This is a genomic window from Stenotrophomonas sp. 22DLJC03 (assembly GCF_056861405.1).
On record NZ_JBSPUG010000002.1, the window covers coordinates 994,530 to 1,012,160 of the forward strand.

General features: G+C 65.4%; 8 protein-coding genes. 7 read left to right on the forward strand and 1 reads right to left on the reverse strand.

Features of this window, described 5'->3' with window-relative positions; genetic code table 11:
- Window positions 1–101: 101 nt before the first annotated feature.
- From AC13GA_RS10460 to AC13GA_RS10485, 6 genes are all read left to right on the forward strand, one after another.
- Window positions 102–1,016, forward strand: a complete 915-nt coding sequence (locus AC13GA_RS10460) for a LysR family transcriptional regulator (RefSeq protein ID WP_482998048.1) — start codon at window positions 102–104, stop codon at window positions 1,014–1,016.
- Window positions 1,016–1,885 carry a methylenetetrahydrofolate reductase gene (locus tag AC13GA_RS10465; protein WP_136638024.1) on the forward strand — a complete coding sequence of 290 codons (870 nt, stop codon included), beginning with the start codon at window positions 1,016–1,018 and terminating at the stop codon, window positions 1,883–1,885. Before AC13GA_RS10460 ends, AC13GA_RS10465 begins: the two co-directional genes overlap by 1 nt.
- Before the next feature lie 131 nt (window positions 1,886–2,016).
- Window positions 2,017–2,850 carry a S1 family peptidase gene (locus AC13GA_RS10470; protein ID WP_046985534.1) on the forward strand — a complete coding sequence of 278 codons (834 nt, stop codon included), beginning with the start codon at window positions 2,017–2,019 and terminating at the stop codon, window positions 2,848–2,850.
- Window positions 2,851–2,896: 46 nt separating this feature from the next.
- The gene (locus AC13GA_RS10475) at window positions 2,897–3,190 is read left to right on the forward strand and encodes a hypothetical protein (protein ID WP_482998049.1); all 294 of its coding nucleotides are present in this window, start codon (window positions 2,897–2,899) and stop codon (window positions 3,188–3,190) included.
- A 75-nt stretch (window positions 3,191–3,265) separates the two neighbouring features.
- Entirely contained in the window at window positions 3,266–3,595 is a 330-nt protein-coding gene (locus tag AC13GA_RS10480; RefSeq protein ID WP_253077978.1) for a hypothetical protein, read from the forward strand.
- 1,815 nt (window positions 3,596–5,410) lie between these two features.
- Window positions 5,411–5,569, forward strand: a complete 159-nt coding sequence (locus tag AC13GA_RS10485) for a hypothetical protein (RefSeq protein WP_169050314.1) — start codon at window positions 5,411–5,413, stop codon at window positions 5,567–5,569.
- A gap of 461 nt (window positions 5,570–6,030) precedes the next feature.
- On the opposite strand, the gene AC13GA_RS10490 is transcribed toward AC13GA_RS10485, so the two are convergent.
- Window positions 6,031–14,742, reverse strand: coding sequence for a glycoside hydrolase family 94 protein (locus AC13GA_RS10490; protein WP_482998050.1), 8,712 nt, complete (start codon window positions 14,740–14,742; stop codon window positions 6,031–6,033).
- 203 nt (window positions 14,743–14,945) lie between these two features.
- Here AC13GA_RS10490 and AC13GA_RS10495 point away from each other — a divergent pair, with 203 nt between their 5' ends.
- Window positions 14,946–17,597 carry an excinuclease ABC subunit UvrA gene (locus tag AC13GA_RS10495; protein ID WP_482998051.1) on the forward strand — a complete coding sequence of 884 codons (2,652 nt, stop codon included), beginning with the start codon at window positions 14,946–14,948 and terminating at the stop codon, window positions 17,595–17,597.
- Window positions 17,598–17,631 lie beyond the last annotated feature (34 nt).

A 17,631-nucleotide genomic window follows, 5' to 3' on the forward strand; every position in this document is an offset into this window, starting at 1 on the left:
CCGGGCTGGCAGGCAACCGAAGGCATGACCCGATCCTAGTCACGCCCTTCCATGACGTAAAATGGTATTACTTCACCAATCCATGAGCGGTATTCATCGTCATGCTGGAACGGATCCACCTCAGCATCGTGCAGCAGGTCGAGCAGCAGGGCTCGCTCACCGCCGCGGCCGGTGTACTCAACCTGACCCAGTCGGCGCTCAGCCACAGCATGAAGAAGCTGGAGCAGCAGCTGGGCACCGATGTCTGGCTGCGCGAAGGCCGCAGCCTGCGCCTGACCCAGGCCGGGCAATACCTGCTGGCGGTGGCCAATCGGGTGCTGCCGCAGCTGGACCTGGCCGAAGAGCGGCTGGGCCAGTTCGCCCAGGGCGAGCGCGGTGCACTGCGCATCGGCATGGAATGCCATCCCTGCTACCAGTGGTTGCTGAAGATCGTCTCGCCGTACCTGGCCGCGTGGCCGGACGTGGATGTGGACGTCAAGCAGAAGTTCCAGTTCGGCGGCATCGGCGCGCTGTTCGGCTACGAGATCGACCTGCTGGTCACGCCGGACCCGCTGCTGAAGCCGGGGCTGAAGTTCGTGCCGGTGTTCGACTACGAGCAGGTTCTGGTGGTGGCCAGGAACCACGCCCTGGCCAAGGTGGATCACGTAAAACCACGCCAGCTTGGCCAGGAAGTGCTGATCAGCTACCCGGTGCCGTTCGAGCGTCTGGACATCTACAACCAGTTCCTGCTGCCGGCGGGCATCACGCCGCGGCGCCACAAGACCATCGAAACCACCGACATCATGATGCAGATGGTGGCCAGCGGTCGCGGCGTGGCTGCCATGCCGCGCTGGCTGGTGGAGGAGTATGCCGCGCGCATGGACGTGGTGCCGGTGCGCCTGGGTGCGAAAGGCATCCCCAAGCAGATCTACCTGGGCGCGCGTGAGGCCGATACGGGTATCGACTACCTGCAAGCCTTCGTCGAACTGGCTCGTAACAGCACGCCGGTTGCCAACAACGCGCGCGGGGGCGCTTGATGTCTGCACGCACGCCTGACCGCGCGGAGGCCTTCATCAACGCGTTTTCGCTGGAAGTGAGCGCGAAGACCATGCCGGCACTGCGCGCCGAGGCGGCCCGCATCGCCCCCGGAACGACGATCTCGATCCCCTATCTGGCGAGCGAGGACGACGATGCCCGGCTGGCGGCGGCACGCACGGTGCGCGAGCTTGGCTTCGAGCCGATGCCGCATCTCTCTGCCCGCCGCATCGGGTCGCGTGCAGCGCTTGAGCGGTTCATGGAGCGTGCCGCCAGCGAAGCCGGGGTAGCGAAGTGCCTGCTGATCGCGGGTGATCTTTCCACTCCCGCCGGGCCGTATGCCGACAGTACTTCGATCATCGAAACCGGCCTTCTTGAGCGTTGCGGCATCAAGGTTGTTGCCATGGGCGGGCATCCGGAAGGGCATCCGGTGATGAACGCCGAGGATCGGTGGCGCGTGCTGGAACGCAAGTGCCAGGCCATCGAGGCGCGGGGCATGGCGCCGCTGATCATCTCCCAGTTCGGCTTCGATGCCGGTGTCGTTCTGGCCTGGCTGGATGCGCTGCGTGCCCGCGGCATCACCGCTCCGGTGCTGGTCGGCGTGCCGGGGCCAGCGAGTATCGCGCGGCTGCTGCGCTACGCCGCGATGTGCGGCGTGGGGGCCAGCGCATCGATGCTGGCCCGGTACGGCATCTCGATCGGCCGGCTGCTGGGAACGGCAGGACCAGAGGTTTTCGTTGATAGGCTGGTAAATGGGTTGGAGAACACCCATGGCCAGGTCAGCCCGCATCTGTTCCCTTTTGGTGGCATTGTGCCGTCGCTGGAGTGGATTGAGCAGTACCGGCGGCGTGCCTCTGTCACCGGCCGCTGATGCCGTGCACATGGTTCCGCAACCAGTTTCCCTGTGTTCGTCGTCCAGTACGGGGCCTTGGTCACATGGCCTGCTGAGCATCCACGTGTTCAACTAGGCTTGCAGCAACTGACCGCAAGGACGAGGCTCCCATGGTTCGCTGGCTGTTCCTGGCGCTTGCCGCGCTGCCGTTCGCTGCTGGAGCGGTGGTCATCCGTCACGATGTGGACGATGCCCGATACCGGATCGATGGAACCGAGTTTCCTGCCCTGGCCGACATGCCGGGCGAAGGGCAGGGCGTTCTGATCGCGTCGCAGTGGGTGCTGACGGCAGCGCATGCCGCACCGATGGAGGGGATGGGGCAGACCATCGCCATCAATGGCAAGGACTACAGCGTGGAGCGCGTGGTCGTGCATCCCGGCTACAGGAGAATGCCCGACGCATTGGGCAAGGAGGCGCTGGCGACAGGGAGCCCGGCGAAGATACACGCGTTCCTGGCCACATCGGATGACATTGCACTGATCCGGCTCGCAGCGCCCGTGAACGATGTGCAGCCCGTCGTGCTGTATCGCGGCAGTGCCGAGGTCGCGCAGGTCGCCGCTTTGATCGGAAAGGGCGCCACCGGCAACGGTGCGATGGGACTGGTACCGGGCGGACCGCACCGCACCACGCTGCGTCGGGCATACAACGCGATTACCGGTGGCAATGATCGTTATCTCTGGTATCGGTTCGATGCCCCGCCGCAAGGTCTGCCACTTGAAGGCGTGTTGGGCAGCGGCGATAGCGGCGGTCCACTGGTGATCGAGGATCACGGCGTCTGGCAACTGGTTGGCCTGGGCTCCTGGATCACCGCTGTTCCCGAGCATGCCCTTGAAGCCGGCTTCTATGGCCAGGTGGTGCACAACGTCCGGGTATCGCGTTATGTGGATTGGATCGAGAGCACCCTCGGTGCGCCCGGTTACCGCCCAGCAACCCCCAATGACTGACAGCTGCCACTGGCTGCAGGGCGCGTGAGTGCGAATAGTGAGCGCCATGGCGATGACGCCGCACCGCCACTTACCAAGGGGACTGGCCGTGAACATGCCGCAGCAACTCGCCTCGCAGACGCCGACCTGCGTCTGGCTGCTTCCCGCCATTCTTGTCACGCGCGGCATCGCCGCCATGAAGCCGGGCGAAGTGTTACTGGCAAGTAGTGCCGCCACCTGGCTTCGTGGCGACTGGACGCAGCGGGCAATGGGCTGGAGGCCGCAGGCTGAGCATGATCTGGCCGTGACGCGTCTCGTCAAGCGCCAAGCCAGGACATTGGTGCATGGACGAGGGGGATGAACCGTTCACTCCGAGGGCCTACCTGGCAGGCACCACTTGGCGGATACTCAGGATGATCAACCAGAGGGCCGACGCTTGAGCGCCTCGATGCTTCCCAGAATCATCGGCTTCGATGTGCCACAACTACGTGAGCATGTGGACTTGTCCGCGGACGAAGCAATTACCGCTCTGCTGGATCTGGAGCCCGGTGCGCGATGGACGGAGCTGTTCGTCATGAAGTGCGAAGCCCTGGCATCTCAACTCTCACTGGCCGAAGTCCGTGTCGAGGGCTCGAAGATCTTCTTCTATGGGTCAATCAGCGACGCCCGCGGACTGGCAAGCGCAGTCATGTCCATTGTGCACGTACTGAACGACCAGTTGATGCGAGAAGGAAATGATGTGGCTAGTCGACAGGGCGATGCCTGAGGTTGCCATTTCGATTGGACGGCTCGGTTACGGACAGAAGCATCCAGCATCCAGTGGCGATTTCTGCCGCGCCGGGATTACCGCGCAGGCTTGAACGCTTGGCGAGCCGTTCCTGCAGATCCTCGAGCCATGCTGAGCGTGTTCCATGAGGGTTCCTGACATAGATATCACACGCCAGCCGAATGACCGGGGCAACCTCGTGCCGGAAATTGACTGCGGGTAGCGCGCCCAGGTTGAACGCGGTTTCCCAGTGGGTGAGTTCACGGTCTACGTCGACGTAGTGCCTGCTTCTTGTGCGTTCCATTGCTGTTCTCCTTCAGGGAGATCACTGTACACCCCTTCGCAGGCCAGGCCTGTTCATGGCGCTCGTTCATCCGGGAGGGATCTGCGCACGTCGGAATAACGGATGGATGGGCACTGTCAACCGCAGCAGGGTGACAATGAGCATGACAAGTCAAGTTCCGGGCATGGGAAACCGAGTGATCCCGGCCGTGACATCCGTCACTAAGGCATAGGAAGAGGTCGCGCTCGGCGCGGCTACTTCCGCATTCATTGGGGAATGGCATGTCCTCCCGGTCCCAGGCTGTGAGTCTGATGACGAAGATCATGTTCCAGTGTCGTCCAGAGAAGACGACGACCATGGCGTGTTGCCGATTCTGTTGTGCGCCCAGCCACGGCGGAATGGAGTGTGCACGGTGCTTGACTGAGAAACTTGGTGCAGCCATCGGGAATCGAGGGGTAGCGTTCAGTTGGTTGGAATCGTTCAGGGCTGTCCAGGAAGAAGAGATGCACGTTTTTCTATGTGCGAGGAAAGTCGACGGGTCAGCGTGGTAGGCGTCGCATTCGGAGCTGACATTGCCTGAGCGTATGCTTGAGGCTTCCAAGGGCACGGATCTACTGTGCTCCTCCAAAGCCGCGCACACTTGTCTGGACCCTGAGTTCTCAGTGATCCATGCAGAGGAATCCGGGAATCGCAATGGCCAGACTGGATCAAGCTCGACCGCCAGGGGTGCGCTGGCTGTTCTTTCGTCTTCGCAGCGGGCAGTCGATCAGTCCCGCGAGGCTGATGTCCGTCTGGTGCGAAGCTGCTGAATCGAACGAGTGCGCTGTACGCCGCGAGACCATTGACGGTGCTGGCTACGTGTATGCCCTTTATGCACCGAACGGCCTGCGCTCACCCCGCGGTGTTGAGCTGCGCATGAGGGCGCTTCTGGAACAGGCAGGTTACGCCTTTACGATGGGGTCGCTGGCTGGAAGGCATCCGGGCGACGGGTAGATCATTGGCGCCGGCATTGCTCGAGCCAGTGGTGCCATATCTCCATTTCATCCATCAGCCCTGTAGCCCCGCAAGCTGGGCATGTCAGTGTCATGCCTGTCGGGCCCGCTCTGAGCCCCGCGTTCTCGGTCATTGAGGACCGCAGCCCACAGTTCTTGCATGTTGATCGCACCTGCTCGAGGTGGACGATTGCATCATTGCGCGCGAGAAGAAGTTGGATCGTGTGGATCCTGAAGGCATTGGGAGGATGCATGTGCCGAGCCGTCTGGGGGCTGGACTTAGGGGCGAAGCATTTCGCGCCTGGGAAGAGCCGTGAGACAGCAGTGTGGCACCTGCAGGTTAACGGTTGATCAAACCACGTCCGGCGACCTGCATTGCCAGGCATGCCACTCGGATTGCCATCACATGGATGCATTGGAGCTTTGGCGGCGACGGGGTGTTCATGCGGGGTGTTCATTTTCCGCTCTGAAAGCGACCTGTGAACAACAGGGGTGGGCGCATGCTGCTCATGCGGTGAATCCATCGCGATGGAGTAGACCATGAATGACTTTAAACGTGACGCCTCGAACTCGAACAAGCCCGCGGTTGCCGAACCGGACGCTGGGAAGCAGAAGCAGCAGCAGGCACAGCAACTTCAGGACAAGGAGTCCAAGGACCGCCATGCCAACAAGGATGGATCGCACAAGCCGAACAAGTAATCTCGGCTGCAGGTAGTTGGAGGAGGGCGGCGCAGGCCTGCGCTGCCCCCTTTCTGTGGAAGGAGTAACGGGTGTGAGCAGGTTGAATGACAGAAGCACGGACGCGGAGGCCCTTATGGTACGCATTGCCTATCAGCTCCGAAGTCCCTCGGAGACCACATTGCTGCCTTGCAAGAGATGCCGCAGGCCGAGCCCTGGAGGCTACCTTTGTGCGAACTGTCTGTGTGACGATCTTGCGAGGGCTATCGAGAATCAGGGCGCAGCCAGCAGGTGGCTGTCTTCGGCGAAGATTGCCATGCAGGATGAGGAAACGGTTCTGCGCTACGCACGGAGGGTTTCTACGAGGTAGTTGTTGCCGCCCGCAGCGCTTTGCCAGCATCGCAGGCGGCCTCGAACAGCTGGCATCGCCGCCTGGAGATGAGCAGGTACATCAGGCGGCAACTGCATTTCGGGGCGAACGTTCATCCTGGCGCCGCCCCCAGGTCAAGCGCGATGCGGTAGTGATGACCGTCGTCGCGGAGCAGCACGCTGAGATCCGGTTGCAGCGCGCCATCCACATGCAGCGTCGGCCGGCCCTGCGCACTGCGGGTCACCACGAATTCATAGAAGCTGCGGCCGAAGCGGTAGCTCAATTCGAATGACGGCCAATGATCGGGTAGACACGGTTCAAGCGACAGACGATCACCCTCGCGACGTATGCCGAGCAGGGATTCGACCAACAGGCGATACATCCAGCCGGCCGACCCGGTATACCATGTCCAGCCGCCTCGCCCGACGTGCGGAGGCACGGCGTATACATCCGCCGCCAGCACATAGGGTTCGACGCGGTAGGTCTGGATCGCCTCCGGGTCCAGCGTGTGACTGAGCGGGTTGATCATGCCGGCCAGCTCCCAGGCACGTACCGCATCGCCCTGCTGTGCGAATGCCATCGCCGCCCACACGGCCGCGTGGGTGTACTGGCCGCCATTCTCGCGCACGCCCGGCACGTATCCACGAATGTAGCCGGGGTCCTCCGGGGTCTGGTCGAAGGGCGGATCGAGCAGCTGGATCAGCTTGGCGTCCTTTCGCACCAGGTGCGTGTACAGCGAATCCAGCGCCTGCGAGGCGCGCTCGGGCGCGGCGACGCCTGACAGCACCGACCAGCTCTGCGAGATCGAATCGATGCGGCATTCTTCGTTCTGTGACGAGCCCAGCGGGGTCCCGTTGTCGAACCAGGCGCGGCGATACCACGCCCCGTCCCAGGCATGGTGTTCGAGGTTCCGTCGCAGGCGTTCGGCCTGCTCCTGGCACCACTGCGCACGGGCTGCATCGCCGCGGGCATTGGCCAGCATGATGAAGCGACGAAGCGTGTCATGCAGGAAGAATCCCAGCCACACACTTTCTCCGCGCTGCTGGTCGCCAACGCGGTTCATGCCGTCGTTCCAATCACCGGTTCCCATCAACGGAAGGCCGCGCTCGCCGAGCAACCGGCAACCACGCTCGAGCGCAACGATGCAGTGGTCGTACAGTGTGCCGCGCTGCGTCGAGGGTGTGGGCATGTCGTAATACCCTTCCTCTTCCGCGGTCACCGCACGCCCCTCGATGAAACCGACCACTTCGTCCAGCACGCTGGAGTCGCCGGTGACTTCCAGATAGCGGCACGCGCCCTGGGGCAACCAGAGATAATCGTCCGAGCAGCGGGTGCGCACGCCGCGCCCTTGCGGTGGGTGCCACCAGTGCATCACATCACCTTCGGTGAACTGGTGTGCAGCGCATAGCAGCAGGTGATCGCGGGTCAGGTCCGGGCGGGCGTGTACCAGGGCGAGCGCGTCCTGCAGCTGGTCGCGGAAGCCGAATGCTCCGCCTGACTGATAGTAGCCACTGCGCGCCAGGTAGCGGCAACCCAGTGTCTGGTAGACCAGCCAGCCATTGGCCAATGCGTCCAACGCCGGGTCCGGTGTACGCACCTGCACCGTGGCCAGCACATTGCGCCAGTGGATGCGTACCGCGTCCAGCGCGTCGATGGCTTCCTGAGCCCCCTGGCGGCTTCGTGCCAGCGCCAGCGCTTCCTCGCGGTCGCGCCCCGCGCCAAGGCGGAATGTTGTTTCACTGCGATCGCCCGGGGCCAGCTCCAGCGGTACCTGGATCGCCGCGCAGGGATCCAGGCCCGCACCCAGGCGTCCCTCCAGGCGTTCGCGCCGCAGCGCCGCAGGTGCTTGCAGGCTGCCGTTGCGGCCGATGAACTCCAGGCGATCACAGGTCCAGCCGCAGCCGTCTGCATCGGTGTCGAAGAAGGCCATCCGGCCGCCGAAATCGGTGTTGTAGGCGTTGCGCGCCAGCAGCGCCCCGCTCTGGTGGTCGCGCTCGGTCGCCACGTGCATGCGCGACTTCGCCCGCAGGTCACCCATCACCCATTCGACGTAGCCGATGGCCGACAGCCGCCGTGTACTGCCCGACAGGTTGTGCAAGCGCAGGACCGAGAACTTCAGCGGCGCGGTGACGTCGACAAATACCCACAGCTCGCTGGCGATGCCGTCCTCGACATGCTCGTAGACCGTGTAGCCGAATCCGTGCCGTGTCCGGTACGCCCCGCTGCCCCTTCGCGGCAGCGGCATCGGCGACCAGACATGACCGGTCTCCTCGTCGCGCAGGTAGAACGCCTCGCCGCCCGTGTCCGACACCGGATCATTGAGCCAGGGCGTCAAGCGGAATTCGTGTGCATTCTCGAACCACGTGTAGCCCGGCGCACTCTCGCTGACGACCGTGCCCAGGCGGGCGTTTGCGATCACGTTTGCCCAGGGCGCTGGCGTCGGCGTCCCTTCCCGCAGCACTACGACGTACTCGCGACCGTCCTCGCTGAAGCTGCCGGTACCGTTGTCGAACTGGCCGGTGCCGCGATGGGGAAGGAAAGGCCACGGGTCGTCCATCTCTTCATCGTGCCCGGCGCCCGGGGGCAACCCGACGTCGGGGCCCGAGTCGGCGACGATGGGCAACCCGGGAGCCGACTCCATCGAGAGCACCAGTTCCTCCTGCACTGCCTGCGGCAACAGGGGCGGGATCCTTCGCGGGGGCAGCGGTTGTCGGCCGACCTGCGCGGCAAGGGTGCCGTCCTCGTCGCTGATCACCACCCGCGCCACCGCCTGCAACAGGATGCGGTCCTCGTGGGTCATGTTCTGCACCGGCCGCACGAAAATGCCGCCGGGGCGATCAAGCAGGCCTGTCTCCGAACTGGCGGCCACCATGCCCAGGATCTGGTCCTGCAGTTCCTGCCGATAGCCGGCCTTGCTGTCATTCCAGATGACCAGGTCGGTGTTGAGTCCCTTCTGGCGCCAATAGGCGTGAGCCTGCACCAGTTGCCTGACCAGTTCCACATTGTCCGCATCGGTGACCTTGAGAAGCACGATGGGCAGGTCGCCCGAGATGGCATGGCTCCACAGCCCGGATTGTCCGCGCTGGTTCTGCAGGAGGACGCCGGCACCCGCGCGCAGCAGGGGGCCGGCATACAGCACGTGGCTGGCAAGGCGCTCGTACAGCGCCGCCTCGGCCTGGCTGGCATTGATCTGCCGACGCACCACCTGGCTGTGCGTCCAGGCCAGATCGAAGACGCGGTCCGCCAGACGGCGGTCACGGTATTTGTCCACCAGCACCTCGCAACCGGGGCGGTCGGCGCCGACGCCATACACCATGTCCAGCTGCACAGTCTGCTCTGGCTCAAGCACCACGCGGACGCGGATGGCCACGATCGGATCGAGCACCGAGCCATCGGTGCCGGAAAGCTCGGCATCGGAAGTCAATGCCTGCGGCGTCCGCGGTGTGTTGCCACGGCCCAGGAATTGTGCGCGGTCGGTTTCGTATGAGATAGACACCACCTCCGCGTCATGCACCGCGACCAGATGGAACACCCACGGCGGCACCTCGTCGTGCGAACGGGGCCGACGCGTGCACAGCACCGCCTGCTTGGCCGCCAGGATTTCGCTCTGCACGAAGAGGTTGCTGAAGGCCGGATGCGCATCGTCGGCCGCCGCAGGTGCCAGCACCACTTCGGCATAGGTGGTGATCTCCACCGTGCGCGGGCGACGGCTGCGGTTGGTCAGGCGCAGGCGCCTGAGCTCGATGTCGTCCTCGGCGGAGATGGCGACCTGCAGGTGGCTCTCGCAGCCGCGGCGCGAACCACGGAATTCCGCCTTGGCGTCCGAGAAGATCGCCTCGTAATTGTCCACCGCCACGCACGTCGGCTGGTACGCGGCAGACCAGAACTCGCCGCTGTCGACGTCACGCAGGTAGCAGAACGACCCCCAGGCATCGGTGGTGCCGTCCTCGCGCCAGCGGGTAAGCGACAGGTCGCCGTGGCGGCTGTAGCCGCCGCCGGCGTGGGTCAGCATGCCGTGGTAGCGTCCATTGGACAGCAGTTGCACTTCCGGGCGCGGGCCACCCGGGTCCCGCAGCACGCGCAGCGACGTCTCGTGCTCGGCCAGGGTGGAGTGCTCGCCCAGCGCTTCCACTTCGTGCGGATGGAAGACGCCGATGCGCGGGATACGCTCCTGCAGCAACAGCAGGGTGGCCTGGAACTCGGCGTCGGCAAGGAAGCGGCGCTGCATCGGCTGGTCGCGCAACAGGTAATCCAGCGACAGCAGGCCCATGCCCTGGTGGTGGGCCATGAACGAACGCAACAGCACGTGATCCTGCCCGGGTGGCAGGCGGGCAGGGGTGTAGTCGATCGCCTCGTACATGCCGAAGCGCCCGGCGAACCCCAATCCTTCCAGCACCTGAAGGTTCTGGCACGCCGCTTCCGGTGCCACCATCAGCGCCATCATGCTGGCATAGGGCGCGATGACACGGTCCTGGCCCAGACCGCGCTTCAGCCCCAACCCCGGCACACCAAACGCCCGGTACTGGTAGTTCAGGCGCGCATCGACAGCGTTGTAGCCGGACTCGGACACGCCCCACGGCAGGTTCAGGGTGCGGCCGTAGACGATCTGGGCCTCGACCGCATGCCGCGCGGTCTGGTCCAGCAGCGTGTCCGGATAGCTGGGCATCACCAGCTGCGGCATGAGGTACTCGAACATCGAGCCACTCCATGACAGCAGCGTCGGCATGCCGTTGACCTCGGTGAGCATCCGGCCGAGCGCAAACCAGCTCTCCTGCGCCAACTGGCCTTGGGCGATGGCGACGAAGGCGCACAGTCGTGCTTCGGACGCCAGCAGGTCGTAAAAGCTGTTGTCGAGGCGATGGTCGTCGACGTTGTAACCGATCGAGAGCAGGTTGCGGGTGCGGTAGAACAGGAACCCGTATTCCATCATCGAGAACTGCCCGGCACGGTGCGCCAGGGCATGCATCTGCTGGATGCGCGCGCGTGCATCCGCGCCGGCCTTGCCGGACAGGGCAGCCAGCTGGCGCAGGCTGGGCACCGGCGCTTCGTCGTCTGCAATTACATCGGCAGGGAGGTCGGCAAGCGACGCGTGGGCGGCATGGCATTCGGCGGCGAGCAGGGCCGGCCAATGCAGTTCGCCTTCCTCGGGCGATGGCGGTGCCGGCCACAGTGCCAGCACGATGTCAGCCAAGCCGGCCAGCTCCTGCAAGCGGGCGAGAGTTTCCGCCGTTCCGACGGGGCGGTCGATGCGCGTTGACGCCAGACGCTGGCGAAGGTGGTTGAGCGCCCCGACCAGTGGTGCATCGCCGGGGCGATGACGCTGCCGTTCCTCTTCCAGCACGCCGATCGTATCGGCCAGGCCGTCGAACGTGTGCGGTGCCAGCACTGGCGCGTCCACCAGCGCGATCAGGCCCTGGCGCAGTGTCAGCAGATGGCCGGCCAGGTTGCCGCTGTCCACGGTGGAGACATAGCGCGGCGGCAGCGGCGCCAGGGTTTCGGTGTCGTACCAGTTCAGGAAGTGACCGCGATGGCGCGGCAGCTGGTCCAGCGTATCGAAGGTGAGGGCGGTACGTTCAGCAACCGCGTCCATCTGCAGATAGCCTAAATCCCACGCCGACAGATTTGCCAGCAGCGACAGGCCGATGTTGGTCGGCGAGGTGCGCCGCGCCACCACCAGCGACGGATGCTCCTGGATGTTGTCCGGCGGCAGCCAATGATCCTGCTCGCGCACCCAGGCCTGGAAGAATGACCAGGTGCGCCGCGCCAGCTGGCCCAGGAACGCCCGCTGCGTAACGGAAAGCTCCGCCACGCTCGCGGCCGGCGGCCGGCCCAGCCATGCCATCAACGCCGGCGCGAAGGTCCACGCCAACAGCAAGGGCAGGGCGAGCGGCAGCGCCTGCGGACGCACGCTGGCCACCACAGCCACCAGTGCGAGTGCCAGCAGAGAGGCCGGTGCCATCACCCGCCATTCCGCGCCGCGGTCACTACCAAGCCGGCGCTCGACTTCGCTGGAGGGGTTCCACTGCAGCAGGTGGCGGCGTGTGACCGCCATGCGCCAGAGCGTGCGCAGCACCGCGTCACCAGCCAGCAATGCTTCGAAGGGCAGGCATGCTACCTGGGTGGACGCGCGCAGCAACGACTGCAGCGTACCGCGCCCGACCTTGATGTAATGCGCCTCCAGCGGCGTGTCGTCGGGCACGCTCAGGGCATCGCGCAGCATTCCTATCAGCGGTGGCGCGAACCACAGCGCCAGCACCCACGCCGTCCATGCGGCGGGGTCTGCGGAATACAGCCAACCCACCAACAGCAAAGCCAGGGCAGCGATCGGCACCAGGCTGCGGCGCAGATTGTCCAGCAGCTTGCCGCGTGACAGCAGACTGAGCCGGTTGCGTTCCCATCCCAGGCCCGGACGCGGGGTCCACGGCATCAACCAGGGCAGCAACTGCCAGTCGCCGCGTATCCAGCGTGCACGACGCTTGGCGTCGGCGGCGTAGCGCTCGGGATAGTCCTCGTACAGTCGCACATCGCTGACCAGACCGGCGCGCGCATAGCAGCCTTCCAGCAGATCGTGGCTGAGGATGCGGTTCTCGGGCAGGCGCCCCTCCAGTGCATGCTCGAAGGCGTCGACGTCATAGATGCCCTTGCCCACGAACGAGCCTTCGTCGAACAGGTCCTGGTAGACGTCCGATACCATGCGCGTATACGGATCGATGCCGGGCTCGCTGCCGAACATCCGGGCAAAACGCGAGGTGCGGCGCCGGCCCAGGCTGGTGCCGACGCTGGGCTGCAGGATGCCGTAACCCTCCACCACGCGTTGCAGCGTCGAATCGAAGCGCGGGCGGTTGAGCGGGTGCGCCAGGGTGGCGACAAACGCGCGTGCCGCATCCCGCGGAAGTTGCGTGTCCGAATCCAGCGTGATGACGTAGCGGACACCGATCAGCGCAGCCGCGTCACCGACGATGCGCATGAACGCGGCTGCATCGCCCAGACGAAGCAGGGCATTGAGCGCCGCCAGCTTGCCACGCTTGCGCTCGTGTCCCATCCACACGCCTTCACCCGGGTTCCATTGCCTGGGACGGTGCAGCAGGTAGAAGCGATCGCCGCGCTCGGGCGCGTAACGCCCGTTCAACTCCTCGATCCGCGCAACGGCGTGTGCAAGCAGAGTGTCGTCCACCGGCGTCGTGGCTGCCGATGCGTCGAGAAAGTCCGTCAGCAGCACGAAGCGCAGCTGAGGATCGCGGTTGGCCAGGAAGCGGACCTCCAGCGCTTCGACCAGTATGTCGATTCCCTCGATGCTGGACAGCATCGAGGGAACCGCGACCACGGTGGCGCAGGCGGCAGGAATGCCCTCGCCGAAGTCGAGCCTGGGCAGCGGCCTGGGTGCGACCAGCACCGTCGCGGTCCAGTTCACCAGCACGATGCCCAGCTCACTGAATACCAGCAGCCCAAGCAGCGTGGCCAACCAGAGAGGGGCCGAACCACTGCCGGTTGCCAACAGGCCAGCGGTGGCCAGCACCGCCAGCAGGGTGATCGGCAGCAGGTACAGTGCAAGCGGCACGCGATGCGCCAGTTGCCGTGCCTTGCGGTGGCGCGGTGCTGCCTCGGCCACCGCTTCAACGGTCGCGTGCAGGCCTTCGCCGACAAGCCAGTAGCCAACGTGCGTGCGTTGCCCATCCGGCGGCGTAGCCGCCCGTGCCAGGTCCAGCGCGATGGTTGCAACGCGCTCCTCTGCCATGCGGCTCCCGCGGGCGATCTTCTCCACCACGTGGCGATAGGCGTCGCGGGTGGCGAAATCCATCTGGGCATAGACGCCCATCGGGTCTTCCAGCAGCCGCCGCTCCACCACACTCATGTCTTCAACAAAGGTGCGCCAATCCATGGTGGAGAGAAAGCGCAGGCTGCCGATGCTGTTGCCGATGGATACCTGATCGGCCGCCTGCTGCTGCCCTTCAGCGGCGACCAGCTCGTCGACGCGCTGCCCGGCCGCTGCCGCCCACTGTTCCAGCCAGGCGATGGGCATGGCCCACGCGCCGCCGCGCCCCTGCAGCGAGCGCGTCAGCTCGGCGATGAACGCTCCGGTCAGGGGCGGCGCGGACCGTGCCATGTCGGCAACCACCAACACCACATCAGTAGGGGTGTCGGAGGCCGCGAGATTGAGATTGTCAGCCCATTGTGCAGCCAGGCTTCGGTCCGTGCCATCGCGCATCACCCGGGCGGCCATACGCCGCAGATTCTCAAGCAGCGCCAGCCGCAGCATGATGGGTACGGCCCACAGTTCGCCCAGGCTCAGCGGCGCGAGCGACTGGTACGAGGCGATGAACCGGCCCAGCGTGTCGGCGTCAATGCGGCCGTCGCCGTGCGCGATGGCCTGCATCGACAGTTCGTACACACGCGGCAATCCGGCCGAGGGGCCGGAGGCAAGCGACGGCAACTGCCGGCTGTAGCCGCGTGGCAGGTGGCGCCGTGCGGTCTGGATCTGTTCTTCGATCAGGTAGTAGTTGTCGAGCAGCCATTCCCCGGCCGGGGTGACCGGCCGCTGCTCACGCACCACGCTGCTGAGCAGCGTGTTGGCGTCTTCCAGCACACGCTCGTTGGCCTGCAGGCGATCGAGCAGGCGCTCCGCGCCAGGCCGCATCCGTACCCGATGCTGGCGCGCAAGCGCGCGGCCGTACACCTCCATCTGTTCAACGCTGTACAGCGCCGCACGCAGGGGGCCCTCGGTGGCCTCGATGGCCGGTGCTGAAGCCTGGCGCTCACGCCAACGCCAACGCACGCGACGACGCAGGCGCAGCCAGCGGCCAAACAGACGGCGAAGGTGGGTCATGGTTTACCGAGGGGAGGGAGGGCGCGTCCTGCATAGTTGCATTGCAGGTGCCATGGTAGCCGTGAAGGCTGGGCTGTCGGCCCGTGAGGCCGGAGTTGAGCCCCGAGGACGGAACTCCCTCACCACATTCACCTCGCAGCAGCGAAAATGCATCCCTCGGTTCGCTTTGAGGCGCACCGCTCACTGCCTGCAGGAACGTAACGATGTCCAACAACCCTTTCGGTGAATCCTCATGCGCTGCCGCAGCCAGCGGTTGCGTGGAGGTGCGCGGCGCGCGCGAGCACAACCTCAAGAATGTCGATGTCTCCATTCCGCGCAATGCACTGGTGGTGTTCTCCGGGGTGTCGGGCTCGGGCAAGTCGTCGTTGGCCTTCGGTACGGTCTTTGCTGAGGCGCAGCGGCGTTACTTCGAGTCCGTAGCGCCATACGCGCGGCGCCTGATCGACCAGGCGGGCGTGCCCGATGTGGATGCCATCGACGGGCTGCCGCCTGCGGTTGCCCTGCAGCAGCAGCGCGGCGCCAGCAATGCACGGTCCTCGGTGGGCAGCGTGACCACGCTGTCCAGCCTGGTGCGCATGATGTACTCGCGCGCCGGGGCGTACCCGGCCAACCAGCCCATGCTGTACGCCGAGGACTTCTCGCCCAATACACCGCAGGGCGCCTGCAGCTCCTGCCACGGCCTGGGACATGTGTACGAGGTGACCGAAGCGCTGATGGTTCCGGACCCGTCGCTGAGCATCCGTGAACGCGCCATCGCCTCGTGGCCGCCGGCATGGCATGGCCAGAACCTGCGCGACATCCTGGTCACGCTGGGCTACGACATCGATGTGCCGTGGAAGAAGCTTCCGAAGAAGGACCGCGACTGGATCCTGTTCACCGAGGAAACGCCAACCGTGCCGGTCTATGCCGGGTTCACGCCCGCAGAGACCCGTGCCGCACTGAAGCGCAAGCTGGAACCCAGCTACATGGGCACCTATACCGGTGCGCGCCGCTACGTGCTGCACACCTTTGCCAACACCCAGAGCGCACTGATGCGCAAGCGTGTTTCGCGCTACATGGAAGGCAAGCTGTGCCCGTCCTGCCACGGAAAACGGCTGAAGCCGGAGGCACTCTCGGTCACCTTCGCCGGCGTGGATATCGGCGAGTTCATGCGGCTTCCGCTGGATCAACTGGCGGATCTGCTCGGGCCCATCGCACAAGGTGATTTCGGCGCGCACACCAAGGGCACTCGCACCAGCAGGAGCGCAACACCACGTGATCGCGCCCGGAGGGCCGCGAGTGGCCAAGCGACCCACGAGGGCGCCCCCGACGTCCGGCTGACCTCGGCATTGTCCGAAGAGAAGCGACTGGCCGCACAGCGGCTTGCAGGCGGTGTGATGGCGCGGGTACGCCAGCTGCGTGACCTGGGCCTGGGGTATCTCTCGCTGGATCGCGCCACGCCAACCCTGTCCGCTGGCGAACTGCAGCGCCTGCGGCTGGCCACCCAGCTCAGTTCCTTGCTGTTTGGTGTGCTGTACGTGCTCGATGAGCCCTCGGCTGGCCTGCACCCCGCCGACAGCCAAGCGCTGTACGACGCGCTGGAGCGGCTGCGCGACGGCGGAAACTCGGTGTTCGTTGTTGAACATGACCTGGAGTTGATGCGCCGCGCGCAGTGGCTGGTGGATGTTGGGCCAGAGGCGGGCGAGCACGGTGGCCAGGTCCTCTACAGTGGCGAGCCCGACGGCCTGCGCAAGGTTCAGGAGTCGCGCACGGCCCTGTATCTGTTCGATCAGGTGCCTGCGCCTGCCAGCCGGCAGCGCAGCGCCAGCAGCTGGCTGGAGCTGAAGGGCATCCACCGCCACAACCTGCAGGGTGTGGATGCGCAGGTGCCGCTGGGGTTGCTGACCGCAGTGACCGGCATTTCGGGGTCGGGCAAATCCAGCCTGATGGCGCAGGCACTGCCCGAGCTGGTGCTGCTGCACCTGGGGCATGAGCCCGAGGACAACAGCGCCGAGAATGCGCCCACCGACGCGCCGACCGTGATCGAAGCGACCCGAGGCCGGTTGGCTGGCGATGTGGACGCCATCCAGCGGGTAGTGCAGGTGGACCAGAAGCCCATCGGCCGCACCCCACGCTCCAACCTGGCCACCTATACCGGGCTGTTCGACCACGTGCGCAAGCTGTTCGCCGCTACGCCCGCCGCGCGCCGTCGGCGTTTCGATGCCGGCCGTTTCTCGTTCAACGTGGCCAAGGGCCGATGCGAGACCTGCGAAGGCGAAGGTTTCGTCAGCGTCGAACTGCTGTTCATGCCCAGCGTCTATGCGCCGTGCCCCACCTGCCATGGCGCCCGCTACAACGAGGCCACGCTGAAGGTGCTGTGGAATGACCGCAACATCGCCGAAGTCCTGCAGATGACGGTGGACCAGGCGCACGCGTTCTTCATCGAGGAAGAGGCCATTGCCCGCCCGCTGCAGCTGCTGCAGGAGATCGGCCTGGGCTATCTGCGGCTGGGCCAGCCGGCCACGGAGCTTTCAGGCGGTGAAGCCCAGCGCATCAAGCTGGCGACCGAGCTACAGCGCAGCCAGCGCGGGCGCACGCTCTACGTACTGGACGAACCCACCACCGGCCTGCATGCATCGGACGCGGACAGGCTGCTGGTGCAGCTGCAGCGACTGGTGGACGCGGGCAATACGGTGGTGATGATCGAGCATGACATGCGCGCGGTCGTGCAGGCGGACTGGGTGATTGACGTTGGGCCTGGCGCAGGGGCTGCGGGCGGCACCATCGTGGCGAAGGGAACGCCGCAACAAGTGGCTCGAGCCAAGGGCAGCAGGACGGCGCCGTTCCTTGTGCGTGAGCTGGGGCAGCGCGTGTGAAGCCATTGGTTCTGTAAAGCCGAGCCATGCTCTG

Coding starts and splice junctions, on each gene's coding strand:
- AC13GA_RS10460 (WP_482998048.1), top strand. CDS start 102: ATGCTGGAACGGATCCACCTCAGCATCGTGCAGCAGGTCGAGCAGCAG.
- AC13GA_RS10495 (WP_482998051.1), top strand. CDS start 14,946: ATGTCCAACAACCCTTTCGGTGAATCCTCATGCGCTGCCGCAGCCAGC.
- AC13GA_RS10485 (WP_169050314.1), top strand. CDS start 5,411: ATGAATGACTTTAAACGTGACGCCTCGAACTCGAACAAGCCCGCGGTT.
- AC13GA_RS10470 (WP_046985534.1), top strand. CDS start 2,017: ATGGTTCGCTGGCTGTTCCTGGCGCTTGCCGCGCTGCCGTTCGCTGCT.
- AC13GA_RS10490 (WP_482998050.1), bottom strand. CDS start 14,742: ATGACCCACCTTCGCCGTCTGTTTGGCCGCTGGCTGCGCCTGCGTCGT.
- AC13GA_RS10465 (WP_136638024.1), top strand. CDS start 1,016: ATGTCTGCACGCACGCCTGACCGCGCGGAGGCCTTCATCAACGCGTTT.
- AC13GA_RS10475 (WP_482998049.1), top strand. CDS start 2,897: ATGGCGATGACGCCGCACCGCCACTTACCAAGGGGACTGGCCGTGAAC.